This is a genomic window from Pseudonocardia sp., assembly GCF_025465255.1.
Classification (GTDB): Bacteria; Actinomycetota; Actinomycetes; order Mycobacteriales; family Pseudonocardiaceae; genus Pseudonocardia.
The window spans coordinates 1-24,869 of record NZ_JAODNI010000188.1 but is presented as its reverse complement, the minus strand read 5'-3'; the positions used below and the strand labels follow the sequence as shown (position 1 = coordinate 24,869).

The following is a 24,869-nucleotide window of genomic DNA, read 5'->3' as shown; positions in this document are numbered from 1 at the left end:
CGGCCTTCGGATCCGGGCGATCAGCCCGGGTGGGTCAGGTACTTCGGGTTCGCCACGGCGAGCCGGTCGGTGATCGCGGCGCGGACCGCGGCGAGCAGGTCCGGGTCGTCGGGCGCGAGCACCCCGGAGCGGATCGCGTCCGCGAGCGCCCGCTGGTCCGCCTGCCCGAACCGGGCCAGCCGCTCGCGGTGCCGCCGATCCTGGTCCGCGCCGAACGCCAGCTCCCGCTCGACGCCGTCGACCACGTTGGCCGCGACCCGCGCGTTGAACCGGAGCCGCCCCTCCGTCCCGGGCATGACGTCCTCGCGGAGGAACATCGCGACCGCCGCGAGCAGGTCCCGGCTGGCCGGGAGGCCGTGCAGGTCCGAGCGCGGCGCCTCGGCGAGCACCGGAGCCTCCGCCGGTATGCCCAGGGCCAGGAAGAGGTCGTGCTCCTGCTCGCAGACCCGGCGGCCGATCGCGACGAGCTCCACGGACGGCGTCTCCCCGGACAGGTGCCGCTCGGCCATGCCGCGGCAGCCGACGGCCCAGCGGGCGGTGCCGTAGACCTGCCACCAGCGCACGGCCTCGGGATCCGGCCGCCACCCGGCGACCTCGGCGTACCCGTCGAGCAGGTCGTCGACGGTGCCGAAGCCACCCACCGCGGGTGCCGCACCGAAGCGCCAGCACTTCACGCACAGCCAGCCGAGATCCTCCCGCGGGTCCCCGCGGTGCACGACCTCCCAGTCCAGCACGGCCGCGAGGCCCTCGGGCGCGATGATCAGGTTGCCGTTGCGGAAGTCCCCGTGCACGACCGTCTCCGCGACCGGCTCGGGACGGTTGCGCTGCAGCCACGCCAGCGCGATCTCGATCGAGGGCAGGGGCTCGCCGAGCGCGTCGTAGGTCTGCCGCAGATGCTCGACGGGGTCGTAGGCCTCGGCACCGGGGACGGTGGCGACCGGTATCGAGTGGATCCGCGCGACCGTCCGGCCCAGGTCCGCGGCCATGCTCTCGCGGGCCCGCGCGAACCGCGACTCGCGCAGCAGGCGCCGCGCGATGGTCTCGCCGTCGACGTGCTCGGTCATCAGGTACGGCGCCCCGACGACCGCCGGGTCCACCCCGTGGTCGACGAGATGGGGCACTGGCACGCCGGCACGCTCCGCCGCCGCGATTGCCGCCGCCTCGCGGGCCATACCCTCCGGACGCCCCGTGCCGGGCGGGTCCCGCCGGAGCACCAGCCGCCGCGGCGCACCGGTCGCCGGTACCGCCTCGAAGGCCCAGGTCTCCCGGCTCGCACCGCCGGTGAGCCGGCGCAGGTTCGCGACGGACACCCCGCCGTCGAGCACCGTGCGCAGACGCCGGGCCAGCAGCCCGGCCAGGACCGCCGGATCACCGGCGTCCGCGCGTTCGTGGACCGTCGCCGATGCGGTCATGACACCCTCCCGCCGCCCGCAGACGCGACGGTCAGGAGTCGCGCGCGCCCACCATGTCCAGCGCCAGCCGCTGGTACCGCTCGACCATCTCCGGTCGCCCGACCGGGCCCTTGTCGGAGAACCAGCCGGCCACGCCGGTGCACATCACGACGATCGCCCGGGCGGCCTCGTCCGGCAGCGGGGTGCGGAAGACACCCTGCTCGACGCCCTCGCGGACCACGGTGTCGAAGAACCGTTGCTGCGCATGCCGCTTGGCCAGGTGCGGGGTGCGCACCGGCTCCTCCAGCGCGCGGAGCTCGCTCGTCCCGAGCAGGGTTCCGCGCTGGTCCTCCAGGTGGAACAGCACCTGCACCTCGACGAGAGCGCGCAGGCGGTCCGCCGGGTCGTCGCCCGCCGCGCCCAGCGCCGCCGAGGTGCGGGCCAGCAGCGCCTCGATCCCGCGCTCCATGATCGTCGCGAGGACGGCCTGCTTCGACGGGAAATGGTGGTACAGCGCGGCCGGGCTCAGGCCCGCGCGCAGCGCGATGTCCCGCACCGAGGTGCCGTGGTAGCCGTGCGCGGCCATCACCTCGATCGACGCCTCGATGATCGCCGCATCGCCCGGAGGGGCGTCCGCCGGCCGGCCGGCGTGTTTGCGGCCGCGCGGAGCCGCCGGGCCGGCCGGCTCCGATCTTGCGAGATCCGCCACGCGGCCACCTCCTCCTGCTTGCATCCTCCGTGACCACGGAGAACGGCAAGGGTACCGAGGCGGCCCCGCGCCTCCCCTCACGGCTCACTTGATGGCCAGCGGGTTGATCGGCGAGCCCAGGGCACGGCGGAACTTGATGGGCGGCGCGGTGAGGAAGAAGTCGTACCGGCCGTCCGCCGCGCAGTCCGCGGCGAGCTCCTCGAAGTCCAGGATCTCGCCGAGCGTCATCCCCATGTCCCGGATGAGCACCATGTGCACGGGCATCCGCTCGCCCTCGATCTCGCCGGGCAGCACCTCGATCGCCCAGTTGTCCGAGCAGACCGCCGCCACGTCGTGGGAGTGCAGCCACTCGCAGCAGTCGATCCCGAGGCCCGGCTCGCCCGCCATGAAGCCCGCGGGGTCGTTGTCGTTCAAGAACTTCCGGCGCCAGCCCGTCCGGACCGCGAGGATGTCCCCGCCGGCCAGCTCGACGCCCTGCGCCGCCAGTGCCCCGTCGAGATCGTCGGGGGTGATGACCTCGCCGAGGGGCAGCCAGTCCACGCCGCGGTACCGGGCGACGTCGACCAGGACGCCCCGGCCCGCGATCCCCTTGGCCTGCTTCTCGATCGAGTTGGCCAGGGTCCCGTGCGGGGTCACCGACGAGGCGGGGAAGCCGTTGTAGAGGTGGTCGTCGTAGAAGACGTGCGCGAGCCCGTCCCACTGCGACGCGCTCTGCAACGGCATGAACACGTAGTCGTCCGCGTAGTGGAAGGCGCCGGGGAAGTCCTGGTCCTCCCCCGTCTCGGACAGCATCAGCACGGGGTTGATGCGGCCGCCGCCGGGCTGCGGACCGCCCTTGCCGAACGGGATGCCGAGATCGAAGATCTTCCCGTCGCGCACCAGTCGGGCGGCCGCCGCGATGCGGTCCGGAGTGAGCAGGTTCGTGGTGCCCCGCTCGTCCTTCACCCCGTCGACGTCCCAGCGGCCCCAGTTGGACAGCCGCTTCCCGATCTCCCTGAAGTCCCGCATCAGCGCTTGCGCGGGCCGGCGAAGCCGAAGAGGTAGCCGGCCACCTTCCGCATCTGGATCTCCTCGGAGCCCTCGGTGATCCGGTAGCGGCGGTGGTGGCGGTAGATGTGCTCGAACGGCGTGTGCCGGGAGTAGCCCAGCCCGCCGTGCACCTGCATCGCCCGGTCCGCGGCCTCGCAGACGAACCGGTTGGCCCGGTAGTTGCACATCGAGACCTTGTCGCTGATCTCCATGTGCGACACCCGGTCGAGCTCCCAGGCGGTCTTGCGGACCAGCCCGCGCAGCATCTCCGCCTCGGTGTGCAGCTCCACCAGCGGGAACTGGATCGCCTGCCGCGTCGCCAGCGGCGCCCCGAACGTCACCCGGTTCCGGGCGTACTCCACGGCCCGGTCGATGCAGTACTGCCCGGCCCCGACCCCGGAGGCGGCCTGGCGGATGCGGTTCTCGTGCACGAAGGTCTGGGCGACGGCGAGCCCCATGCCCTCCTCGCCGAAGATCGCCGAGTTCGGCACCCGCACGTCGGAGATCGTGACCTCGGCGTGGTCGGTCGGCATGTTCAGCGTCCACCAGTGGAAGTCCACCGAGAAGCCGGGGCTGTCGGTCGGGACGAAGAACGCGGTGATGCCCCGCGCCGCCCCGTCGTCACCGCTGGTGCGGGCGAACACCACGTCGTGCGTCGCCGAGTGCATCCCGGAGTTCCAGCGCTTGGCACCGTTGAGGATCCAGTCGTCGCCGTCGCGGACCGCCCGGGTCTCCATCCACGTCGCGTCCGACCCGTGGTCCGGCTCGCTCAGCCCGAAGCCGATCCGCGCCTTCCCGGTCAGCATCGGCTCCAGGTATTCCTCCTTCTGCTCCTGCGTGGCGAAGGCCAGGAGCATGTGCGCGAAGGGGAAGTTCCCGACCACCGACGACTCGTTCTGCAGGTCGTTGAACAGCCCGAGGCCCTTGTGCGCCAGATGCTCGCGGATGACCGCCATGTCGAAGTTCGTGCCGTCCTGCCCGCCGACCTCCTTGGGCAGCGCGTACCGCAGCCACCCCGCGGCATCCGCGCGGCGGCGCATCTCCCGGAGCAGCTCCTCCCACTCCGGCCGGGGCGTGCCGCCGGCCTCGAAATCGGTCCGCGCCCACTCCCGGCGGTGGTCGAAGAAGCGCTCGTTGTCGTCCTGAGCCTGCAGCGGCGCGATCTCGCGCTCGATGAACGCGTCGAGATCCGCGAGCTTCTGGGACAGCTCCACCGGGAGTTCGAAATCCACAAGTCCTCCTAAACGATCGTTCAGCTAGGATGGCATCGTCACCGGCCGCAGGGGAAGGGTTCAGGTCGAAGATGCGCGAGATCCGCTACGAGGTACGCGACCACGTCGCGACCCTGACGATCGACCGGCCCGAGAAACGCGGCGCCATGACCTACGCGATGCTCGACGAGTTCACCGCCGCCGTCGCCCGGGCCGGCAACGATCCGGACGTGGTCGTCCTGCTGGTCACCGGCGTGCCCGGGAGCTTCTGCGCGGGCATCGACCTGGCGGACCTCGCCGCACGCGACCCGGACGACCGCGGGCGGGCGAACGGGGACGGGGGCGGCGGGGTCCCGCTGCTCATGGGCTGCCCCAAACCGGTGGTCTGCGCCGTCGACGGGATGGCCATCGGGATGGGCGCCGAGTTCGCGACCCAGGCGGACGTCCGGCTCGTGTCCTCCCGCGCGCGGTTCCGGTGGAACTTCGTGCATCGCGGGCTGGTCTCGGACACCGGGGCGGGGACGTGGCTGCTGCCCCGCCAGATCGGCGTCGCGGCGGCGTCGAGGCTGCTCTACACCGGCGACGACCTGGATGCGGACGAGGCGCTCTCGCTCGGCTTCGCGGCGAGTGTCCACGAGCCGGACGAGCTCCCGGCCGCAGCGGCCGCGTTCGCCGCAAGGATCGCCACCGCGTCGCCGTTCGCGCTGGTCAGGACCAAACGGCTGCTGCTCGACGGCGCGGGCCTGGATCTCGGCCGGCACGTCGACGCGACCCGGACCACCATGGCCGAATGCTTCGCCTCGGCGGATCACGCCGAGGGGATCGCGTCGTTCCTGGAGAAGCGGCCGGCCCGGTTCACCGGCCGTTGATCATTCGAATCGGAGAGGACACCATGACCGAGCAGCGCGTGCTGATCGAGATCACCGACGGCGTCGCGGACGTCCGGCTCAACCGGGCGGAGAAGCGCAACGCGCTGGACCCGGCCATGTTCGCCGGGATCGTCGAGGCCGGGGAGACGCTGAAGAAGGATCCGTCGGTGCGGGTCGTCGTGCTGTCCGGCGAGGGCCCGGACTTCTGCGCCGGCCTGGACTTCGGCTCGTTCCAGGCGATGCGGGACGGCGAGCGGCTCTCCGCGAGCGCGGCCGTCCCGCCCGGCAACGGGCCGGCGAAGGCGACCGGGCAGCGCGCCGCGTACGTCTGGGCCGAGCTCGAGGTCCCGGTGATCGCGGCCGTCACGGGCAACGCGCTCGGCGGCGGGCTGCAGATCGCGCTCGGCGCGGACATCCGGATCGTGTCGCCGGACGCGACGCTCTCGGTGTTCGAGGTGGCGTGGGGGCTGGTCCCGGACATGACGGGCTCGCAGCTGCTCCCGGAGCTGGTGGGCCGGGACGTCGCGAAGGAGCTGACGCTCAGCGCGCGCAAGGTGCGCGGCGAGGAGGCCGTCGCGATCGGGCTGGCGACGAAGCTGGACCCGGAGCCCCGCAAGGCCGGCCTCGCGCTCGCCCGCTCGATCGCCGCGCGGAACCCGCACGCCGTCCGGGCCGCGAAGCGCCTGCTGGACATGGCGGGCCGGGTGGACCTGGAGACCGGCTTCGCCGCGGAGCAAACGGAGATCGGCGCGCTGATCGGGAGCCCGAACCAGGTGGAGGCCGTGACGGCGTCGTTCGAGAAGCGGGCGCCGGCCTTCAAGGACGTGTGAGCACGGCGGAGAGGCGTTCCCGGGGCAGGACGGCGTAGCGCTCGGGAGGCGGCGGCGCGACGGCCAGGAGCCACGCCGCCGCCTCCAGCTCCCCGTGCACCCGCCCACATTCCCGCGAGTCGGGGTATTTCCGTCACCGAGTCGCGGTGGATCCGGGCGCGGAGACGCAGAAATTCCCCGACTCGGTGACGGAAATACCGCGACTCGCGGGGGTACGGCGTGGAGCTCGCGGGAGGATCCGGGCGGTCAGAGGTCGCCGAGGTCCACCAGGAACGAGATCTCGGCCGGGGCGTACCAGGCGAGCTCCTGGTCCTCCGCCTCGCCGACCAGGAACTCCGCGTCCAGGTCGCCCAGGTCCGCCTTGTCCACCACCGCAGCCGCCTCCCGGACGGCGTGCTCCGCCTCCTCGGAGTCGACGTGGATCGAGGCGATCCGGTCCATCGGGACGGGTCCGGAGATCCGGACCGCCGCGTCGTCGAGGTCGGGGCGCAGGGTGACGTCGTCCATGTCCGCCGCCACCACCACGCGTCTGGCGGGCGTGGAGTCCTCGCCCAACCCGAACTCGACGGCGAGCAGCCGGAGCGAAGCCCGGGCCGCCTCGTTCATCGCGGCGTACTCAAGCTCCTCCTCGTCCCCGGCCGTGTAGGCCTCCCGCAGCCGTGGGGTCAGGGCGAAACCCGTGCCGCCCATGGGTTCGAACCTTCCGGACTTGACCAGCTTGCGCAGCATCGGCCATGTCCCGGGAAGATAGATCCGCATGCGTCAGCTCACCTTCTTCACCGGCTCGAGGCCAGCAGTTCGTCCAGCGACTCGTCGACGAGCCCCGCGAGGACGTCGACGTCGGGCATCGCGTCGCGATCGCCGTTGAACCCGTAGTACACCCCGCCGTCGTAGCTCGTCAGCCCGATCGCGAGAGCCTGTCCCTTGGCGAGCGGAACGACGGGGAACATCTCCAGCATGCGCGCTCCGGCGGCGTAGAGGGGGAACTGGGGACCCGGAACATTCGTCACGACGAGGTTGAAGAACCGCTTGGAGATCCCGCTGGCCGCCCGCGCCCCCAGCGCGTGCAGCGTCGGCGGGGCGAAACCGCCGATCCGCACGAGGGTGTCCGCGCCGACGTTCCGGCCGTTCGACGTGTGTTCGCGCATCGCGTGCGTGACGTGGTGCAGCCGCACGACCGGGCTCGGCTCGCCGACGGGCAGGTCCACGAGATACGACGACACGCGGTTGCCGAGCGAGCCCGACGCCGCCGAGCTGGGCACGTCCGCCTCGCCGCGCACGGACAGCGGCACCATCGCGCGCACCGAGGCCGACGACGTCACCGGCTCGCCGCGGGAGAGCAGCCAGTTCCGCAGGGCGCCGGCCACCACGCTGAGCACGACGTCGTTGACGCTGCAGCCGTGCGCGGCCCGGATCCGCCGGTAGGACTCGAGCTCGGTGCGGGCCATCGCGAACCGGCGCTGGGTGGAGATGTTCACGTTGAGCGGGGTGCGTGGCGTCGGCCGGGTGGCGGTGCGCGCCATCGTCAGGAACTTCCCCGCCATCCCGACGACCTTGTCCACCGTGGCGAGGGCGTCCCCGGTGGCGGCCCGGACGTTGTCCGCGATCTCGCTCGGCCGCGCCACCGCGTCCCCGATGGCCTCGGCGATCAGCTGCCCGTCGCTGGGTTCGGGCCGCGGCATCCACACCTCCTCGGTGGCCGGCCGCGGATCGGGCGACACGTCGAGGATGACCTGGCTGATGTCGATCGCGGAGATCCCGTCGACCATCGCCTGGTGGGTCTTCGTGACGACGGCGATGCGCCCCTTCACCAACCCCTCGACCAGGTACATCTCCCACAGCGGGCGGGTGTGGTCCAGCGGGCGGGACATCAGCCGCGCGACGAGCTCGGTGAGCTGCGCGTCGCTGCCCGGACGCGGCAGGGCCGAGCGGCGGACGTGGTAGGCCACGTCGAACTCGGTGTCGTCGATCCAGACCGGGCGCGCGAGGTTGCCGGGGACGTGCCGGACCTTCTGCCGGTACCGCGGGACCAGCGAGATGCGCTGCTCGACGAGCTCCACCAGCCGGTCGTAGTCCAGGCCGTTCTTCGGCCGGCGGAAGATCGCCACCCCGCCGACGTGCATGGGCGTGGTCGCCTGCTCCAGGTACAGGAAGGAGGCGTCGAGCGCGGAGAGCCGGGGCGGCATGACGATGATCCTATCGCCGCGTGCGACCCTTGCCCGCGTGACCGAAGCTTCCTCACCGAAGGACCGGTTCATCACCGTCTACGGCCGCAAGCCGGTCCTCGAGGCGCTGGCGGACGACACCCTGACCGTGGACAAGGTGATCCTCGCGGACACCGCGCGCGGCGAGCCGGTCAAGGAGATCACCGCGGCGGCCCGGCGACGGGGCGTGGAGGTGCAGCGGGCGAGCGCGCACCGGGTGAAGGTGCTGGCGGGGAACGGCCGGCACGACCAGGGCGTGCTCGCGGACGTCGTCGCGCCCCGGATGACCACGGTCGCGTCGTTCCTGCGGGACCTCGGTTCGCGTCGCGGGGCGTCCGTGCTGGTCCTGGACCGGGTCACGAACCCGTCGAACGTCGGGATGGTGCTGCGCTCGGCCACCGCCGCCGGGCTCGACGGCGTGCTGCTCCCCCGGCGCGGCGTCCCCGCGATCGACCCGCTGGTCATCAAGGCGTCCGCGGGGGTCGCGTTCTCCGCGCCCGTGCTGCGCTCGGGCACCGCCGAGGAGGGCTGCGTGGCGCTGCGGGAGGCGGGTTTCCGCGTCTTCGGCCTCGACGCCGGAGGGGCGTCCCTGCTCGACGCCGAGCTCCCCGGCCGGGTGGCCCTGGTGCTGGGCAACGAGACCGACGGGCTGTCCGAGCCGGTGCGCAAGGAGCTCGACGGGGTGCTGTCGATCCCGATGTTCGGGGGAGTCGAGTCGCTGAACGTGGCCAGCGCCGCCGCCGTCGCGTCGTACGAGCTGCTCCGCCGCCGCTGACCGGCCCTGCTCTGTGCACGACCGGCGGGTGGACGACGGCTCGGTGGCGACTACGGTCGAGCCATGGTGCAGCGTCGGATTCCCCGGTTCAGCGAGCTGAAGCCCCTGCTGCGGCCCGCGCCCTTCGTCCGCGACGCCACCGAGCGCCGGTTGGCCCGCGCCGCCTCCATCGCGGACCTGCGGGATATCGCGCGGCGGCGGACGCCCCGGGCCGTCTTCGACTACACCGACGGCGCCGCGGACGGCGAGCTGAGCCTGAGCCGGGCCCGGGACGCCTGGTCGCGCGTCGAGTTCAGCCCGAGCGTGCTGCGGGACGTCTCCGCCGTCGACACCTCGCGGGAGATCCTCGGGCAGCGCTCCGCCCTGCCGTTCGCGTTCGCCCCCACCGGGTTCACCCGGATGATGGGCAGCGAGGGAGAGCCCGCGGTCGCGTCCGTCGCCGAGCAGGTCGGCATCCCGTACACGCTCTCCACGATGGGCACGACGACGATCGAGGACGTCGCCGCCGCCGCGCCGGGCGCCCGTAAGTGGTTCCAGCTCTACCTCTGGCGGGACCGCAGCTTCGCCAAGGACCTCGTGCAGCGGGCGGAGGCCGCCGGCTACGACACGTTGATGCTGACGGTGGACACCCCCGTCGGCGGCAACCGGCGCCGGGACGTGCACAACGGGCTCACCGTCCCGCCCGCGCTCACGCTCCGGACCTTCGTCGACGGGGCGCTGCACCCGCGCTGGTGGTTCGACCTGCTCACCACCTCCCCGCTCAGCTTCGCCAGCCTGGAGTCCACGGAGGGCACCGTCGCGGACCTCATCAACCGGGTGTTCGACCCGGCGCTGACGATGGACGACGTGGTGTGGCTCCGGAGCGCCTGGCCCGGCAAGCTCGTGATCAAGGGCATCCAGAACGTCGACGACGCGCGCCGCGTCGTCGACGAGGGCGCGGACGCGGTGCTGCTCTCCAACCACGGCGGCCGCCAGCTGGACCGGGCACCCGTGCCCCTGGAGCTGCTCCCGCCCACCGTGCAGGCCGTCGGCGGCCGCGCGGAGGTCTTCGTGGACACCGGGATCATGCACGGCGCGGACGTCGTCGCGGCGATCGCGATGGGCGCGAACGCCGCACTGGTGGGGCGCGCGTACCTCTACGGGCTGATGGCGGGCGGACAGCAGGGGGTGCGCAAGGCGGTCGACATCCTCACCGGGGAGATCGTCCGGACCCTGCAGCTCCTCGGAATCACCCATGTTGACGATCTTCGGGCAGAACACGCGCGGATACGCCCGATCGGGTGAGGCCCGACGTGCGCGCGGTCCGGCGCAGGGCCATGGTGGGGCGCATGGGATTCATGGACAAGGCCAAGGAAATGCTGGGTCAGCACGACGACAAGGTCGACCAGGGTCTCGACAAGGTCGGGGACATGGCGACGGAGAAGTACGGCCACGGCGAGCACGTGGACAAGGGCGTCGACTTCCTCCAGCAGCGCACCGGTGAGGGCGACACCACCGGCGCGCGCGGTGAGGCCCCCGCGCCCGAGGGCGAGCAGCCCCCGGCGTGACCCTCCTCCCCTGACGTTCGACGGCGCCGCCCCGGCTCGGGGCGGCGCCGTCGTCATGCCGGGGGCAGGTCCAGCAGGACCCCGAGCTCGCACAAGGTGACCTCCGGTGCGGAGTGCAGGACGCCCACGGCCCCGGACGCCGCCGCACCGCGCACGTTGACCGGCACGTCGTCGACCACCACGCACTCGCCCGGCTCCAGGCCGAGGAGCTCTGCGGTGCGCCGGAACACCTCGGGATCGGGTTTCCGGGCGCCGACCGTCGCACCGAGGACGACGACGTCGAACGCCTCCCGCAGCTCGTCCGGGATCGCGTGGGCGTCCGAGACCAGCGCCAGGCGCAGCCCCGCGGCGCGGGCCCGGCGCGGCACGTCCGCCATGTCCTCGCCGTCGGTGAGCACGCCGCCGTAGTCCAGGATCAGCCCCCGCAGGTCCGCCACCCCGGCGACGCTACCCAGCTCGCCGGGCTCATGCACCGTCCTCGTCGACCGCGTCGAGCACCGCGAGCAGGTAGCGCCGGACGACGGCCTCCTCCTCGGCGGTCAGGTGCGGCAGCCGTTCCCGGTACACCACCTCGACCTGCTCGTGCGCGGTCGCGAGCCGGCGCCGCCCGGCGTCGGTGATCCGCAGCCGGACGACCCGTCGGTCCGCCGGGTCCCGCTCGCGCCGGAGCGAGCCCTCCCGCTCGAGCGTGTCGACGACCGGGGTCAGCGTGGCGGGGGTGACGCCCAGCTCCGCCGCGAGCTCCCGGTGGGAGAGGCCGCCGGCGTGCGCGAGCACGCCGAGGCCGGCGAGCGAGGTCGTCGTGAGGCCGTGCCCGGCGGTGACGCCGTGCCGGAAGCGGCCGACCGCGGCGCCGGTGCGGGCCAGGAGCGCGGGCAGCGGCATGTGCTCCGGCCGGGACTCGAAGTGCGGGGAGGCCACGCGAAGACCGTACAGATCCGTACGGCGACATATCATCCGGCGCCGTAGCGTCCGAAGCTCCCGCGGGTCCCGCGGCGGGGCCGGATCCTCGGCGCATGACGACGGTCCTCACCGCCCCCACGGACACGCCCCCTGGACCCGCCACGCCGACGACCGCACCGGCGGTACCCGAACAGCGCTGCGCCGAACAGCGCTGCGCGGCCCGGCCACGCCTGCGGCGCGTGCGCTACGAACCCGAGCCCGAGGACGTCGTCCCGCCCCGGACCGACCGCGGGACCGCCTGGCCCGGGGCCGCACCCGCTCCACCGGCCCCGTCCACCTTCGCGGTGGCCACCGAGCGGAGGGCGACCGAGCGGGAGCTCTCCGCCCGGCGGCGGGCGGGGACGACGATGCGGCTCGTGGTGGAGGTCGTCGACGGGCGACGGCCCGTGCGTCAGCTGCACGGGCTCGTCGGACCGCGGGTGCTCCGCTACGTGACGGCGGCGATCCTGGCGCCACACGCCCGGCGCCCGACCGCCAGACTGACCAGCGTGCACGTCTCGCTGCCCGCCCGGGACTCCGCCGAGGTGACGGCGGTGTGCAGCCTCGGCGGGCGGGTCCGGGTGATCGCGGCCCGCCTCGAGCTGGGCGGGCCGCTGCCAGGCGAGTGGACGTGCACCGCCCTGCGGGTCCTCTGACAGCCTGAACAGACGGCTGTGACGGCCTGCGCAGCAGGCGATCACCGGGCCCGGAGGGCGGCGACCGCCTGCGCGAGGTCAGCCGTTCTGCTTTCGCGCGGCCCGCTCCTGCCGGCGCCGGTCCGCACGGTTGGTGGTGCCGCCCTGACCGCCTGCGCGGCGCGGCGCACCGGTCTGCGGACGGCCGCCGTTGCCGCCGCCGTTCTCGCCGCGGCGCACGGACTCGCCGCCGTCCTCGTCCGGCCCGCTGTACTGCAGGTTCTGTGGCGCCTGGCCACGGAAGGCGGCCGGCAGGACCGAGGTGGGCGTGTCGTCGTCCGCGCCGTCGGCCGGGGATCCGTTCGCCTGGGCGGCCGCGGGGACGTGGCCGATCGGCGTGGTCGCGTCGGCCGGAACCGAGGTCTGCCGCTGCGCGGACGCCGCGTTCCGGACCGGCGCAGGCTGCTGGGCGGGCTGCTGCTGGGCCGCCATCGCGGAGAGCGCCGCCTGCGCCTGCGCGACCCGGTCGGCCGGCTGCGGCTCGGGGGCGGCGGGCTCGGCGACCTGGACCTGCACGTTGAACAGGTGCCCGACCGTCTCCTCCTTGATGCCCTCGAGCATCGCGGAGAACATGTCGAAGCCTTCGCGCTGGTACTCGATCAGCGGGTCCCGCTGGGCCATCGCGCGCAGCCCGATGCCCTCCTTGAGGTAGTCCATCTCGTAGAGGTGCTCGCGCCACTTGCGGTCCATGACCTGCAGCAGGACCTGCCGCTCGAGCTCGCGCATCCCGCCCTGGGTACCGATCAGGGTGTCCATCTCGGCCTCGCGGGCGGCGTAGGCCCGCTCGGCGTCGGCCAGGATCGCCTCGGTCAGGGACTCGCGGGTGAGGTCGTCCAGGCCGCCGTCGGCCGGATCCCCGTCCGCGAGGTCCTGCCAGCGGATCTGGAGCGGGAAGAGCTGCCCGACCGCGGTCCAGAGCTTGTCCAGGTCCCAGTCCTCGGCGTAGCCCTCGGCCGTCGCCCCCGTGACGTAGGCGGTGACGACGTCGCGGAGCATGTTCCGGACCTGGTCCTGGACGTCCTCCCCGTCGAGCACACGGCGGCGTTCGGTGTAGATGACGAGGCGCTGCTGGTTGAGCACCTCGTCGTACTTGAGGACGTTCTTGCGGATCTCGAAGTTCTGCTGCTCGACCTGCGTCTGCGCGCTGCGGATGGCCCGGGTGACCATCTTCGCCTCGATCGGCACGTCCTCCGGCAGGTTGAACCGGTTCATGATCGACTCGACCACCGCGCCGTTGAACCGGCGCATCAGCTCGTCGCCGAGGGAGAGGTAGAAGCGGGACTCGCCCGGGTCTCCCTGCCGGCCCGCGCGACCGCGGAGCTGGTTGTCGATGCGGCGGGACTCGTGCCGCTCGGTGCCGAGGACGTAGAGGCCGCCGGCCTCGCGGACCTCCTGCGCCTCCGCCTCGACCTGCTGCTTCATCTTCGCGACGGCGCCGTCCCACGCCGCCTCGTACTCCTCGCGGTGCTCCACCGGGTCCAGCCCGCGGCTGCGCAGCTCGAGATCGGCGAGGAAGTCCGGGTTGCCGCCGAGCATGATGTCCGTACCGCGGCCGGCCATGTTCGTGGCGACGGTGACGGAGCCCGCGTGACCCGCCTGCGCGATGATCGCGGCCTCGCGCTCGTGGTGCTTCGCGTTCAGCACCTCGTGCGGCACACCGCGATTCAGCAGCAGCTTCGCCAGGTACTCGGACTTCTCCACGCTCGTCGTACCGACGAGCACGGGCTGGCCGTTCGCGTGCTTCTCGGCGATGTCGTCCGCGACCGCCTCGAACTTCGCCGGCTCGGACTTGTAGATCAGGTCCGGCTGGTCGGCACGGACCATCTCGCGGTTGGTGGGGATCGGCACCACGTGCATCTTGTAGATCTGGTGCAGCTCGGCCGCCTCGGTCTGGGCGGTACCGGTCATCCCGGAGAGCTTGTCGTAGAGCCGGAAGAAGTTCTGCAGGGTGATGGTGGCCAGCGTCTGGTTCTCCGCCTGGACCTCCACCTCCTCCTTGGCCTCGATGGCCTGGTGCATGCCCTCGTTGTAGCGGCGCCCGGCCAGCACGCGGCCGGTGAACTCGTCGACGATCAGGACGCTGCCGTCCCGGACGATGTAGTCCTTGTCCTTCTTGAACAGTTCCTTCGCCTTGAGGGCGTTGTTCAGGTAGCCGACGAGCGGGGTGTTCGCGGCCTCGTAGAGGTTGTCGATGCCGAGCTGGTCCTCGACGAAGGTGACGCCGTCCTCGCTGACGCCGACGGTCCGCTTGCGCTCGTCGACCTCGTAGTGGACGTCCTTCCTGAGCATCGGCGCCATCCGCGCGAACTCCTGGTACCAGCGCGCGCTCTGCTCGGCCGGACCGGAGATGATCAGCGGGGTGCGGGCCTCGTCGATGAGGATCGAGTCCGCCTCGTCGACGATCGCGAAGTTGTGGCCGCGCTGGACCATGTCCGCGGCGTTCCACGCCATGTTGTCGCGCAGGTAGTCGAAGCCGAACTCGTTGTTCGTGCCGTAGGTGATGTCCGCGGCGTACTGCTCGCGCCGCTGCGCGGGCGCCATCTCGGACAGGATGACCCCGACCGTGAGGCCGAGGAAGCGGTGGATGCGGCCCATGTTCTCGGAGTCGCGCTTGGCCAGGTAGTCGTTCGTCGTGACGACGTGGACGCCCTTGCCGGAGATCGCGTTGAGATAGCACGGGAGCACCGAGGTGAGCGTCTTGCCCTCACCGGTCTTCATCTCCGCGACGTTGCCGAGGTGCAGCGCGGCGCCACCCATCAGCTGCACGGTGAACGGGCGCTGGCCCAGGGTGCGGCGGGCCGCCTCGCGGACGACGGCGAACGCCTCCGGGAGCAGCTCGTCGAGGGACTCGCCGTCGGAGTGGCGCTTCTTGAACTCGTCCGTCCTCGCGCGCAGCTCGTCGTCGGTGAGCGACTCGACGTCCGGTTCCAGCTCGTCGATGTGGGCGGCGATCCTGCCCAGCCGCTTCACCAGCTTCGTCTCCCCGGCACGGAGCAGTCGGTTCAACAGCGGCACTGGTCGACCTCATTCACCATCGCGGTCAGGTGCCGATCAAAGCGGACCCGCGAGGGCCCGCCGATCGGCGGCGGCGCCGTGGGACGACGCCCGCTCCTCTCCATGGTAGAGCCCCGCGGGTAGTGGTCCCCACGCACTCGGCGGCCCGCACCTGCGTGAGGTCCGAGCCGCCGGTGAGGGTGGTGTCTCCTGCGGTGAGCGGTGCGATCAGCCGCCCAGCCGGATCACCCCGTAGTCGTAGCCCTTGCGTCGGTACACGACGGACGGGGTGCCGCACTCGGCGTCGGAGAAGAGGTAGAAGTCATGCCCCACGAGTTCCATGCGTGAGAGCGCCTCGTCGATGCTGATCGGGTCGGACGGGTGGGTCTTGCGCCGGACGATCTGCCCGGGCCTGGCGGGGTCGCGGTCCTCGGCGAGATGGTCGCCGTGGTCGCGCGGTGAGGGGATGTCGTAGTCGTAGGTCGCGCGGTCGTCCTCCACCAGGTCCTCGCGGCGGTCGGTTCCGGGCATCTGCTCGAGCAGCGCGACGGCGGCGGGTGCGTCCCGGCCGACCGTGATCCGCGTCCGGCGGCCGGTGACCCGGCGGCGGTCGTGCGAGCGTCGGAGCCTGCTCTCGAGCTTCGAGATGGCGCAGTCGAGCGCTCCGTAGAAGTCCTGCGCACAGGCTTCCGCGCGGGCGACCGGCCCGCATCCTCTGCCCGTGATCTCCACCCGCTGGCAGTTCTTGCTCTGCCGGCGGTTCGGCTCGTGGAAGAGTTCGACCTCCATACCGACGATCTTGTGATCGTAACGCTCCAGGCGGCCGATCTTCTCCTCGACATGGATCCGGAAATGCTCCGGGACCTCCACGTTCCGGCCGGTGACAACGATCTCCACTCGACTTCCCTCGCTCTCCGTGCTCATCGGCGTCGGGTCGCAGTCCCGGACGTCGCGGGGGCTGTCGGATCGGTTCCCGCGGCTCCGGAACGGTCGATCGGCGTTTCCCCTCCGTTGTGGCGTGGGTAACTGATTGGAGGGACGGTAGTGCGCATCACGGTTCGGCAACAGGCCCGAGCGGTGAGTGACATCAGGTTGGAGGAATTCGCCGAACGAGGTTCCCCGCACGCCCTGGACCAGGTATTTTGGATGGGTTGTCACGAAACGGCAACGATCCCGGCCGCGCCGCCCGTGGCGTCGCAGAGCACCAGCGCCGCCGTGATCCGTAGGGCCGAACGGGTGAGTTCCGCGGTGCACGCGCGCAGCGTCGCCCCGGTCGTCACGACGTCGTCGACGAGCACCACCGGGGTTCCCGGCGGCGGCCTGCGGGCCACCGTCCGCAGGCTCCCCGCGAGGTTCGCCGCCCGCCCCGCCGCGTCCAGCCCGACCGAGTCCCGGGTTCCTCGTGCGGCTCGGAGCACCGGCGCCACGGTGACGGCCCCGGTCTGCAGCGGCGCGCGGGCGAGCGCCCGGCACAGCCGCAGGACGTGGTCCCCGCCCCGGGCCCGCGCCGCGGCCGGACGGGACGGCGCGGGGACGAGCACGAGCGGTCCCGGCAGCTCCGCGGCGGCCTCGGCAAGCAGCGCCGCGAGCGCCGGCCCGAGGTCCCGCCGGCCGCGTTCCTTGTAGCCGAGCAGCGCGGCCCGCAGCGGCCCGCGGTACCGGCCCACGGCGCGGACCTGCGGCGATCCGGGGATGCGGAGCGGATAGGACGCGGGTAGCTGGGCGGCACAGCGCTCGCACCACGGTGTCCCGGGTTCCCCGCAGCCCCCGCACGAGGTGGGCAGGACGAGATCGAGCAGGCCGGCGGCGAGGGAACGTGTCATGCGAGCACTCTCGCGCGCCGCCCCGACGACAGCGCGGTTCCGCGTTCCGGGCGGGCCCGGTTGTCCACAGGCCGGTTCCCCACCGGCGGCGCCGGTCAGCCCGGGTAGAGCGGCACGGCGTCCGGCACCCCGCCGACGACCTGGCGCCAGGTGTTCAGCTCGCCGCCGTCGTAGCTCCAGACCCCGCCCTGGTCCGCCACCAGGAGCGCCCGGCTGGACGCCGCGGCCACCGCGTGCAGCGGCGGCGTGAGGTTGCTCGACGGCACGAACTGCAGCGTCAGCCCGTCCGAGGACACCAGGGAGACGGGCCGGGCCGCCCGCGTGCCGACCACGATCAGTGACTCCGCCGCCCGCCAGTCGACGGACACGACGTCACCCAGGTCGCTGGCGCGCAGCCGACGGACGTTGCGGATCGCGACCTCTCCGTCCGAGGTCCGCTCCACCGCCGCCGTGACCAGCCGCCCGCCGACGACCGCCGCGACCCGCAGCCCGTCCCGGGAGAGCCGCAGGTCCTGGATCGGCCCGGATGCCGCGAGGTCCGCGGTGTTCACCTGCCCGGTCCGCACGCTGCCGTTCTCGTCGACGACGACCCGGGCGACCACGGTGTTCCCCAGCACCGTCCACACCTCGCCGCCGGTGGGCGTCCAGGTGGGACGGGTCAGCGTGGGGGCGGAGAGCTGCACGGACTGCAGCTCCCCGTCGGTGGGGCCGAGCAGCAGCCGCTGCCGGTCCCCGTCGCGGGCGACCGCGGCGATCCGCCGGCCGTCCGGGGTCACGGCGGCCTGCGTGACGTCGTAGGCGCCGTTGCCCGCCTGCCCGGCGAGGGGGACGCCGGCCTGCGGTCCGGTCAGGTTCCGGACCCGGCCGCCGGAGACCACGAAGCCCGCGACGTCCGCGCTCGGCTGCACCTCGCCGACCATCGCGACGACGTTCTCCCGGGTCAGGTCCGCGCCCCCGTCGAGCAGCGGGGCGCCGTCGACGAGCAGCCGCACCCGGGGCACGTTGATCTCGGCGAGGGTGAGCACCAGCTGCGCGGCGAGCAGCCGCCGGGTCTGTTCGTCCAGGTCGCCGAGCTGCGTGAAGTCCACGATGACGGCGCCGTCGGGCGTCTCGCCGACGTTGCTGCGCAGCCGGGCCCCGCGCGGGATCGCGCTCTCGGCAGCGCCCTGCAGGGCCGCCGACGGGCCGGCGAGCAGCATGTCCACCGCACGCGACGGCAGCGCCTGCGCCGGGACGGCCGGCAGGTACCGCAGGTCCGCGACCGTCACCCGGCGCACCGGGTCGACGAAGTAGGCCTTCAGCGAGCGGGTGTTCGCCCGGAAGTCCGAGAGCCGGACGACGACGCCGTCCGGCAGCCGGTCGATCCGCCACTGGCCTTCCTGCCGGACCACCGTCACGTCCGTCTCGACGGGGGACTCGGCCGGCTCGAACGCGCCGGCGGCGGTCACCGTGCCCACCCTGCTGCCGCGGATCCGCACGGTGGCGACGTCCGGGTCCTTCGAGGTGGGGGTGGGCGGGTAGACCGTGTCGAACTGCTCGTCGAGGATCGTCAGTGAGACGCCGTCGTTCCAGGCGCCGGCCGCGGCCGGGGTGAGGAAGCGCCGCGCCGCACCGTGCCGGTCCACGGTGCTCCCGGAGGCGTAGACGTAGCCACGGACGAGGTCGAGGGGGTTGCTGCCGGCCGCGGGGCCGGCAGGCAGCCCGGGGGCGTCGCCGTCGGTGACCTTGCGCAGGACCTGCACGGTGGACTCGTCCGGCACGCTGGCACAGCCCGCGGCGACGAGCAGCGCCAGCACCAGGCACACCACGGCGGCGAGCCGGGAACGCGGCCTCACCGCTCGCTCCCCTGGTCCAGCACGGCGGGTTCGGCCGGGACGGTGCGCACCCCGTCGGCGGCGTCGTCCCCGCCGGGCCCCGCAGGTGGGGGCCAGTCGATCCGCGGCGTGCCGAGCGGCGGGGTCGGCACGGACGCGGGATGCACCGGGACCTCCGCGTCCCCGTCCGGCTGCAGGGCCAGCGGGCTGCTCTCCAGCAGGTCGCCGACGGTGCGCGGAAGGGTGAGCCGGAACGCCGAGCCCTCGCCCGTCTCGCCCCATGCCTGCAGCCACCCGCCGTGCAGCCGTGCGTCCTCCAGGCTGATCGAGAGGCCCAGGCCGCTGCCGCCGCTGCGCCGGGCCCGGGACAGCTCCGCCCGCCAGAACCGGTTGAACACCAGGTTGGCCTCGCCGGGCCGCAGCCCGACGCCGTGGTCCCGCACCACGACGGCGACCGCGCGGTCGTCGCCCCGCAGGGTCACCTCGACCGGGCGTCCCTCGCCGTGGTCGATCGCGTTCGCGACGAGGTTGCGGACGATCCGCTCGACCCGCCGCGGATCGACCTCCGCGTCGGTCTCCGCCGGGAGGTCCAGCACCAGCGGGGTCCCGCTCTCCTCGGCGAGCCCGCGCACGGCCTCGACCGCCCGCGACACCACGTGCTGCATGTCCATCCGCTCGGCGCCCAGCTCGGCGACCCCGGCGTCCAGGCGGCTGATCTCCAGCAGGTCCCCGAGCAGCGCCTCGAACCGGTCCAGCTCCGTGACCAGTAGCTCCGAGCTGCGGCGCAGCGCCGGGAGGAGGTCGTCCCGGGACGCGTAGAGGACGTCCGCCGCCATCCGGACCGTGGTGAGCGGGGTGCGGAGCTCGTGGCTGACGTCCGAGGTGAACCGGCGCTGCAGGGCACCGAACTCCTCGAGCTGGCTGATCTGCGTCTGGATGCTGGTGGCCATCTCGTTGTAGGACTCGCCGAGCCGGGCCACCTCGTCGTCCCCGTGTACCGGCATGCGTTCGTCCAGATGACCCTCGGCGAAGCGCTCGGCCACCTCCGCGGCCTGCCTGACCGGTCGGACGACCTGCCGGGTGACCAGGCTGGCGATGCCGACGAGCAGCAGGATCAGCACGAGCCCGCCGACGATCAGCGTGCTCTGCACCAGCCCGAGCGTGCGTTGCTCGGCGTCGAGCGGGAAGAGCAGGTAGAGCTGCAGATCGCGGCCGGCGGTGCGGACCGGCTGCCCGACGATCTGGTTCGGGGTGCCGTCGACCGTCGTGTACTTCGAGGTCAGGGCCCCGGTGGCGACGAGCTGGCGCTGCTCGGACGAGACGTCGGCGAGGGACCCCGTGGAGATCTCCGGGCCCGCGCCGGTGCCCGTGGTGAGGACGGCGCGGAACTCCCCCGCGGTCGGGGTGCCGCCGCTGTCCGCGGCCGCGAAGTTGCTGAGCCGGTCCAGCGCGTTGTTCAGCGTGCCCTGGGCGCCCTCGCGGTCCGGGTCCACGCCGGACAGGTCCCGCTCCAGGACGGCGCGGGCGGACTCGGCCTGGGCCACCGCGGCGTCGAACTTGGCCTGCAGCAGCCGGTCCGCGATCTGGGTCTGCAGGACGAGGCCGAGGACCAGTACCACCGCCGTCGACAGGGCGAGCGTGCTGACCACGATGCGCAGCTGCAACGACCGGCGCCAGGCCGCCATGAACGCCGCGCGGACGTCGCTGAACAGCACCGCGGCCCGCCCCAGCGCCCGCCCCACGGCGGGAGCGAACGGGAGGCGGGCCAGCAGGGCGAGGACTCTCGTCATCGCCGCGGTCTCACCGGCCGGATCACGGGGGCCCGGCCTTGTAACCCACGCCGCGCACGGTCAGCACCACCTCGGGGTGCTCCGGGTCCTTCTCGACCTTCGACCGCAGCCGCTGCACGTGCACGTTCACCAGCCGGGTGTCCGCCGCGTGCCGGTAGCCCCACACCTGCTCGAGCAGGACCTCGCGGGTGAACACCTGGCGCGGTTTGCGGGCCAGCGCGACCAGCAGGTCGAACTCCAGCGGGGTGAGCGCGATGTGCCGGCCGTCCCGGGTGACCTGGTGGGCGGGCACGTCGATGGTGACGTCGCCGATCGAGAGCTGCACGGCCGGCTCGGTCTCGGTGCGCCGGACCCGGGCCCGGATGCGCGCGACGAGCTCCTTGGGCTTGAACGGCTTGACCACGTAGTCGTCCGCACCGGACTCCAGGCCCAGCACGATGTCGACCGTGTCGCTCTTCGCGGTGAGCATGATGATCGGGACGCCGGACTCGGCCCGGATCGCCCGGCACACGTCGATACCGTTCATGCCGGGGAGCATCAGGTCGAGCAGCACGACGTCCGGGCGCATGTCCCGCACGGCCGGCAGCGCACGGGTGCCGTCCCCGACGACGGCCGTGTCGAAGCCCTCTCCCCGCAGGACGATGGTCAGCATCTCGGCCAGGGCCGGGTCGTCGTCGACCACCAGAACGCGCGACTTCATGTGCGCAGCATCCCATTCGCCACCGACGGTCCGTCCCGGGCCTGCCGTCTCGACCGCTCCGTCCCGTTCTGCAGGCACACCCGTCCGGCTCGGACACCTCGTGCGGCGGAGATCGTCTACCTCGCGAGCCGAGCGGCCAGCGCCGCCGGATCCGCGTCCCTGGTCCCGTCCAGCACCGTCCACGGGCTGAGCCAGGACGCCGCCGCGAGCGCACGGTAGACGGCGTCGGTGCGTTCCTGCAGCGCGTCGTCGGACTCGTAGGCGTCCCGCTCCCGGCCCGGGTCCGTGCCCGCGCGCCGGCGGGCCCGCTCCGCGGCGACCTCGCGCGGCACCCCGAGCAGCAGCTGGTGGTCCGGGACGGGGATCCCGAAGCGCTCGATCTCCAGCTCGCGCACCCAGCCGACCACCTCGCCGTCGACGTCCTGGTGCAGGCGGGCCGCGTTGTACGCGGCGTTCGAGGCGACGTAGCGGTCCACGAGGACGACATCGTGCTCGGCGAGCTGTTTCCGCAGGTCGGAAGCGGCGTCCCGCCGGTCCAGGGCGAAGAGCACGGCCATCCCGTGCACCGAGGCGCCGAGATCCCCGAGCCGGCCGTAGAGGGCGTCGCGGGCGAGCTCCGCGTGCACGTCGGCGCCATAGCGGGGGAAGGCGAGCGTGTCCACCCGGGCGCCACGCGCCTGCAGCGCGGCGACGAGCGACGCCGTCAGCGTCGCCTTGCCCGCGCCGTCGAGTCCCTCGATCACGATCAACCGGCCCACGGGGGGCGACGGTAGCCGGTCAGCCGATGTCGCGGACCCGCGCCCAGGTGTCCGCGAAACCGGGGTGCAGCAGCGGGCCCTCGTCGGTGCCGATCAGGTCCGCCGGGAACCACGCGAACTCGACGCTCTCGCTGCCGCGGATGGCCACCGGCGGTGCCTCGTCCACCCGGACCACGACGGTGGTGTAGCTCCAGCCGCCGTGGTCGTCGACGAAACGGCCGGTCACGTGCATCGGGGCGGTGTCCAGGTACGACTCCTCGGCGACCTCGCGGCGGGCGGCGACCTCCGGCGTCTCCTCCGAGTGTCGGGCGCCGCCCGGGATCCCCCAGGTGCCGCCGTGGTGGCTCCACAACGCGCGGTGCTGGAGCAGGACGAACTCGCGGCCGTCCGGGGCGTGGTGGCGGACCAACAGTCCCGCGGCCCCGTAGACGCCCCAGTGCTTGTGCCCCAGCGCGCAGAAGGCCCAGCCGTCGCCGCTGGATCCGAGGGGCTGCGGCGCGACGGTCACACAGCCGAGCCTAATACGGAAAGAGCGGGTGGCGGCCGCTCTCGCGACCATCACCCGCCCCGGGGATCCGAGGGATCAGTAGCGGTAGTGCTCGGGCTTGAACGGGCCCTCGACGTCCACCCCGATGTACTCCGCCTGCTCCTTGGTGAGCTTGGTCAGCTCCCCGCCGAGCGCCTCGACGTGGATCTTCGCGACCTTCTCGTCCAGGTGCTTCGGCAGCCGGTAGACGTCCTTGTTGTACTCCTCGTGCTTGGTGAACAGCTCGACCTGCGCGATCACCTGGTTGGAGAAGCTGTTGCTCATCACGAACGACGGGTGGCCGGTCGCGTTGCCGAGGTTCATCAGCCGGCCCTCGGAGAGCACGATGACCGTGTGCCCGTCCGGGAACACCCACTCGTCGACCTGAGGCTTGATGTTGACCCGGTTGATGCCGGGGATGCGGCCCAGGCCGGCCATGTCGATCTCGTTGTCGAAGTGGCCGACGTTGCCGAGGATCGCCTGGTGCTTCATCTTCTGCATCAGGTCGGTGCTGATGATGTCCTTGTTGCCGGTCGTCGTGATGACGAGGTCGGCCTTGTCGATCACGTCCTCGATGCGCGCGACCTGGAAGCCCTCGAGCAGCGCCTGCAGGGCACAGATCGGGTCGACCTCGGCGACGATGACGCGCGCGCCCTGGCCCTGCAGCGCCTCGGCCGAGCCCTTGCCCACGTCGCCGTAGCCCGCGACGACCGCGACCTTGCCGCCGATCAGCACGTCCGTCGCGCGGTTGATGCCGTCGATCAGCGAGTGCCGGATGCCGTACTTGTTGTCGAACTTGCTCTTGGTGACCGAGTCGTTGACGTTGATCGCCGGGAACAGCAGCAGGCCCTGCTCGGCCAGCTGGTAGAGCCGGTGCACGCCGGTGGTGGTCTCCTCGGTGACGCCGCGGATGTCCGACGCGACCGTGGTCCACTTCTGCGGGTGGCCGGCCAGCGAGCGGCGCAGCGTGTCGAGGATGATCCGGTACTCGTCGGAGACCGTGAGGTCGTCGTCCTCGACGCTCGGGACGACGCCGGTCTTCTCGAACTCGACGCCCTTGTGGACGAGCAGGGTCGCGTCCCCGCCGTCGTCCAGGATCATGTTCGGGCCGACGAGCTCGCCGTTCTCGTCGGTGAAGTCGAACAGCCGCTCGGTGGCCCACCAGTACTCGTCGAGCGTCTCGCCCTTCCAGGCGAACACCGGGACGCCCTTGGGCTCCTCGGGGGTCCCGTTCGGGCCCACGACGATCGCCGCGGCCGCGTGGTCCTGGGTGGAGAAGATGTTGCAGGACACCCAGCGGACGTCCGCGCCGAGCGACACCAGGGTCTCGATCAGGACCGCGGTCTGCACGGTCATGTGCAGCGAACCGGCGACCCGGGCGCCGTGCAGCGGGCGCGCGTCCGCGTACTCGCGGCGCAGCTCCATCAGGCCGGGCATCTCGTGCTCGGCGAGCCGGATCTCCTTGCGGCCGAACTCGTGCAGCCCCAGGTCGGCGACGGCGAAGTCGATCCCGTTGCGGACCTGCAGCTTGCCGGTCGGGTCGGTGACGGTGTCGGGAGTGGCGGTCATGGGGTGGAGAAGCCTCCTCGGCTGAAGTACCGGATCCGACGTGCACACGGCACGCCGGGTCCGTCGGAGGTGGAAGTGGAAGGTGACACGGGTGCCTCCTCTCGTCGTTCGAGGGAGGCGCCCTTCAAGTCGGACGGCCTGGGAACCGAGCGTGGCGGACGAAGATCCGCTGCAGCGCCTCTCGGACCCGGCGATGTGCAGCATCCAGGATCGTGGGGACGGCGCGGCCTGTCAACGTGACACTGCTCCGGCAGCCGGAGCGCCGTGTCCGTCGACACAGCTCCCCCTGCAACGCGGGGTGCGCCCCGTCGCGTCACACCGGCGACATCGGTGGCGACGGAACGGGAACGACATGACATCCAGGTACGCAGGACCGGCGGGCCGACTCCTCGGCGGGATCGCGACGGCGGGGGCGCTGGTCCTCCTCGGCCCGGGCCAGGCCGTGGCGGCCGAGCAGCCCGTCCCCCCGACGGTGTCGGCGTATCCCGCCCCGACCTCCGTGCCGGTCTCCGCGCGGGAGACGCGGAGCCCGGAGCCGTCGGCCGTGCAGGACACCGCGACGACCGGGCCCACCGCCGGGCCCCGGCCGAGCCGGTCCGTCGCCGTCCCCGCCGACGGCCAGGTCTCCCGGGTTCCGGTCGGCGCCCCGGACACCGGCGCGCCGGACACCGGCGCGCCGGACGTGCCGCTGCT

General features: G+C 72.7%; 23 protein-coding genes and 1 pseudogene. 7 read left to right on the top strand and 17 right to left on the bottom strand.

The features are described from left to right. Positions 1-20: 20 nt before the first annotated feature. From JWP64_RS22775 to JWP64_RS22760, 4 genes are all read right to left on the bottom strand, one after another. Positions 21-1,412 carry a phosphotransferase family protein gene (locus JWP64_RS22775; protein WP_297500622.1) on the bottom strand — a complete coding sequence of 464 codons (1,392 nt, stop codon included), beginning with the start codon at positions 1,410-1,412 and terminating at the stop codon, positions 21-23. A 31-nt stretch (positions 1,413-1,443) separates the two neighbouring features. Further along, positions 1,444-2,100 carry a TetR/AcrR family transcriptional regulator gene (locus JWP64_RS22770; protein ID WP_297500619.1) on the bottom strand — a complete coding sequence of 219 codons (657 nt, stop codon included), beginning with the start codon at positions 2,098-2,100 and terminating at the stop codon, positions 1,444-1,446. An 84-nt stretch (positions 2,101-2,184) separates the two neighbouring features. Beyond that, the gene (locus JWP64_RS22765) at positions 2,185-3,108 is read right to left on the bottom strand and encodes a cyclase family protein (protein ID WP_297500617.1); all 924 of its coding nucleotides are present in this window, start codon (positions 3,106-3,108) and stop codon (positions 2,185-2,187) included. Continuing rightward, the gene (locus tag JWP64_RS22760; RefSeq protein ID WP_297500614.1) at positions 3,108-4,361 is read right to left on the bottom strand and encodes an acyl-CoA dehydrogenase family protein; all 1,254 of its coding nucleotides are present in this window, start codon (positions 4,359-4,361) and stop codon (positions 3,108-3,110) included. The genes JWP64_RS22765 and JWP64_RS22760 overlap by 1 nt, the downstream gene beginning before the upstream one ends. Before the next feature lie 71 nt (positions 4,362-4,432). On the opposite strand from JWP64_RS22760, the gene JWP64_RS22755 reads away from it, so the two are divergent. Continuing rightward, positions 4,433-5,209, top strand: coding sequence for an enoyl-CoA hydratase/isomerase family protein (locus tag JWP64_RS22755; RefSeq protein ID WP_297500611.1), 777 nt, complete (start codon positions 4,433-4,435; stop codon positions 5,207-5,209). 23 nt (positions 5,210-5,232) lie between these two features. Next, positions 5,233-6,039 carry a crotonase/enoyl-CoA hydratase family protein gene (locus JWP64_RS22750; protein ID WP_297500608.1) on the top strand — a complete coding sequence of 269 codons (807 nt, stop codon included), beginning with the start codon at positions 5,233-5,235 and terminating at the stop codon, positions 6,037-6,039. A 246-nt stretch (positions 6,040-6,285) separates the two neighbouring features. Here the strand turns inward: JWP64_RS22750 and JWP64_RS22745 are convergent, their stop codons facing one another. Beyond that, a complete protein-coding gene (locus tag JWP64_RS22745; protein ID WP_297500605.1) occupies positions 6,286-6,798 on the bottom strand; it encodes a hypothetical protein in 513 nt (170 codons plus the stop codon). Between the two features lie 17 nt (positions 6,799-6,815). Continuing rightward, entirely contained in the window at positions 6,816-8,225 is a 1,410-nt protein-coding gene (locus tag JWP64_RS22740) for a wax ester/triacylglycerol synthase family O-acyltransferase (RefSeq protein WP_297500602.1), read from the bottom strand. Between JWP64_RS22740 and JWP64_RS22735 the strand changes: the two genes are divergently transcribed. The 3 genes from JWP64_RS22735 to JWP64_RS22725 all read left to right on the top strand — a co-directional run bounded on the left by JWP64_RS22735 (position 8,224) and on the right by JWP64_RS22725 (position 10,565). Next, complete coding sequence (locus JWP64_RS22735; RefSeq protein ID WP_297500600.1) at positions 8,224-9,018, top strand: RNA methyltransferase; 795 nt, start codon at positions 8,224-8,226, stop codon at positions 9,016-9,018. The two genes, JWP64_RS22740 and JWP64_RS22735, sit on opposite strands and share 2 nt — an antisense overlap. Positions 9,019-9,081: 63 nt before the next feature. Further along, the gene (locus JWP64_RS22730) at positions 9,082-10,302 is read left to right on the top strand and encodes an alpha-hydroxy acid oxidase (RefSeq protein ID WP_297500597.1); all 1,221 of its coding nucleotides are present in this window, start codon (positions 9,082-9,084) and stop codon (positions 10,300-10,302) included. Between the two features lie 44 nt (positions 10,303-10,346). Then, positions 10,347-10,565, top strand: a complete 219-nt coding sequence (locus JWP64_RS22725; protein WP_297500594.1) for an antitoxin — start codon at positions 10,347-10,349, stop codon at positions 10,563-10,565. Positions 10,566-10,618: 53 nt separating this feature from the next. Here JWP64_RS22725 and JWP64_RS22720 read toward each other — a convergent pair whose 3' ends face one another. Both JWP64_RS22720 and JWP64_RS22715 read right to left on the bottom strand, forming a co-directional pair. Beyond that, on the bottom strand, positions 10,619-11,038 hold the full coding sequence (locus tag JWP64_RS22720; protein ID WP_297500591.1) for an HAD-IA family hydrolase: 420 nt from the start codon (positions 11,036-11,038) through the stop codon (positions 10,619-10,621). After that, positions 11,031-11,486: a MarR family transcriptional regulator gene (locus JWP64_RS22715; protein WP_297500588.1), complete on the bottom strand. Its 456-nt coding sequence runs from the start codon at positions 11,484-11,486 to the stop codon at positions 11,031-11,033. Before JWP64_RS22715 ends, JWP64_RS22720 begins: the two co-directional genes overlap by 8 nt. Before the next feature lie 95 nt (positions 11,487-11,581). Here JWP64_RS22715 and JWP64_RS22710 point away from each other — a divergent pair, with 95 nt between their 5' ends. Continuing rightward, entirely contained in the window at positions 11,582-12,163 is a 582-nt protein-coding gene (locus JWP64_RS22710; RefSeq protein ID WP_297500585.1) for an Rv3235 family protein, read from the top strand. A 78-nt stretch (positions 12,164-12,241) separates the two neighbouring features. On the opposite strand, the gene secA is transcribed toward JWP64_RS22710, so the two are convergent. The 9 genes from secA to ahcY form a co-directional block, all read right to left on the bottom strand. Beyond that, the gene (secA, locus tag JWP64_RS22705) at positions 12,242-15,217 is read right to left on the bottom strand and encodes a preprotein translocase subunit SecA (RefSeq protein WP_297500582.1); all 2,976 of its coding nucleotides are present in this window, start codon (positions 15,215-15,217) and stop codon (positions 12,242-12,244) included. A gap of 207 nt (positions 15,218-15,424) precedes the next feature. After that, positions 15,425-16,093 (bottom strand): ribosome-associated translation inhibitor RaiA, encoded by a 669-nt coding sequence (gene raiA, locus JWP64_RS22700; protein ID WP_297500579.1) that lies wholly within the window; start codon positions 16,091-16,093, stop codon positions 15,425-15,427. 257 nt (positions 16,094-16,350) lie between these two features. Then, positions 16,351-17,019, bottom strand: a complete 669-nt coding sequence (locus tag JWP64_RS22695) for a hypothetical protein (protein ID WP_297500576.1) — start codon at positions 17,017-17,019, stop codon at positions 16,351-16,353. 95 nt (positions 17,020-17,114) lie between these two features. After that, positions 17,115-18,854 (bottom strand): LpqB family beta-propeller domain-containing protein, encoded by a 1,740-nt coding sequence (locus JWP64_RS22690; protein ID WP_297500574.1) that lies wholly within the window; start codon positions 18,852-18,854, stop codon positions 17,115-17,117. Next, on the bottom strand, positions 18,851-20,518 hold the full coding sequence (gene mtrB, locus JWP64_RS22685) for an MtrAB system histidine kinase MtrB (RefSeq protein ID WP_297500672.1): 1,668 nt from the start codon (positions 20,516-20,518) through the stop codon (positions 18,851-18,853). The genes JWP64_RS22690 and mtrB overlap by 4 nt, the downstream gene beginning before the upstream one ends. A 127-nt stretch (positions 20,519-20,645) precedes the next feature. Then, entirely contained in the window at positions 20,646-21,323 is a 678-nt protein-coding gene (gene mtrA, locus JWP64_RS22680; RefSeq protein WP_297500571.1) for an MtrAB system response regulator MtrA, read from the bottom strand. Positions 21,324-21,439: 116 nt separating this feature from the next. Beyond that, positions 21,440-22,081 carry a dTMP kinase gene (locus JWP64_RS22675; protein WP_297500568.1) on the bottom strand — a complete coding sequence of 214 codons (642 nt, stop codon included), beginning with the start codon at positions 22,079-22,081 and terminating at the stop codon, positions 21,440-21,442. 19 nt (positions 22,082-22,100) lie between these two features. Continuing rightward, complete coding sequence (locus JWP64_RS22670; RefSeq protein ID WP_297500565.1) at positions 22,101-22,589, bottom strand: NUDIX hydrolase; 489 nt, start codon at positions 22,587-22,589, stop codon at positions 22,101-22,103. A gap of 75 nt (positions 22,590-22,664) precedes the next feature. Next, a complete protein-coding gene (gene ahcY, locus JWP64_RS22665) occupies positions 22,665-24,176 on the bottom strand; it encodes an adenosylhomocysteinase (protein ID WP_297500562.1) in 1,512 nt (503 codons plus the stop codon). A 352-nt stretch (positions 24,177-24,528) separates the two neighbouring features. Here ahcY and JWP64_RS22660 point away from each other — a divergent pair. Next, positions 24,529-24,869 (top strand): annotated as a pseudogene (locus tag JWP64_RS22660) (hypothetical protein); the annotation flags it as partial.

Coding starts and splice junctions, on each gene's coding strand:
- JWP64_RS22695 (WP_297500576.1), bottom strand. CDS start 17,019: ATGACACGTTCCCTCGCCGCCGGCCTGCTCGATCTCGTCCTGCCCACC.
- JWP64_RS22730 (WP_297500597.1), top strand. CDS start 9,082: ATGGTGCAGCGTCGGATTCCCCGGTTCAGCGAGCTGAAGCCCCTGCTG.
- mtrA (WP_297500571.1), bottom strand. CDS start 21,323: ATGAAGTCGCGCGTTCTGGTGGTCGACGACGACCCGGCCCTGGCCGAG.
- JWP64_RS22745 (WP_297500605.1), bottom strand. CDS start 6,798: ATGCGGATCTATCTTCCCGGGACATGGCCGATGCTGCGCAAGCTGGTC.
- JWP64_RS22750 (WP_297500608.1), top strand. CDS start 5,233: ATGACCGAGCAGCGCGTGCTGATCGAGATCACCGACGGCGTCGCGGAC.
- JWP64_RS22765 (WP_297500617.1), bottom strand. CDS start 3,108: ATGCGGGACTTCAGGGAGATCGGGAAGCGGCTGTCCAACTGGGGCCGC.
- JWP64_RS22735 (WP_297500600.1), top strand. CDS start 8,224: ATGACGATGATCCTATCGCCGCGTGCGACCCTTGCCCGCGTGACCGAA.
- JWP64_RS22740 (WP_297500602.1), bottom strand. CDS start 8,225: ATGCCGCCCCGGCTCTCCGCGCTCGACGCCTCCTTCCTGTACCTGGAG.
- JWP64_RS22725 (WP_297500594.1), top strand. CDS start 10,347: ATGGGATTCATGGACAAGGCCAAGGAAATGCTGGGTCAGCACGACGAC.
- mtrB (WP_297500672.1), bottom strand. CDS start 20,518: ATGGCGGCCTGGCGCCGGTCGTTGCAGCTGCGCATCGTGGTCAGCACG.
- JWP64_RS22755 (WP_297500611.1), top strand. CDS start 4,433: ATGCGCGAGATCCGCTACGAGGTACGCGACCACGTCGCGACCCTGACG.
- JWP64_RS22710 (WP_297500585.1), top strand. CDS start 11,582: ATGACGACGGTCCTCACCGCCCCCACGGACACGCCCCCTGGACCCGCC.
- ahcY (WP_297500562.1), bottom strand. CDS start 24,176: ATGACCGCCACTCCCGACACCGTCACCGACCCGACCGGCAAGCTGCAG.
- JWP64_RS22775 (WP_297500622.1), bottom strand. CDS start 1,412: ATGACCGCATCGGCGACGGTCCACGAACGCGCGGACGCCGGTGATCCG.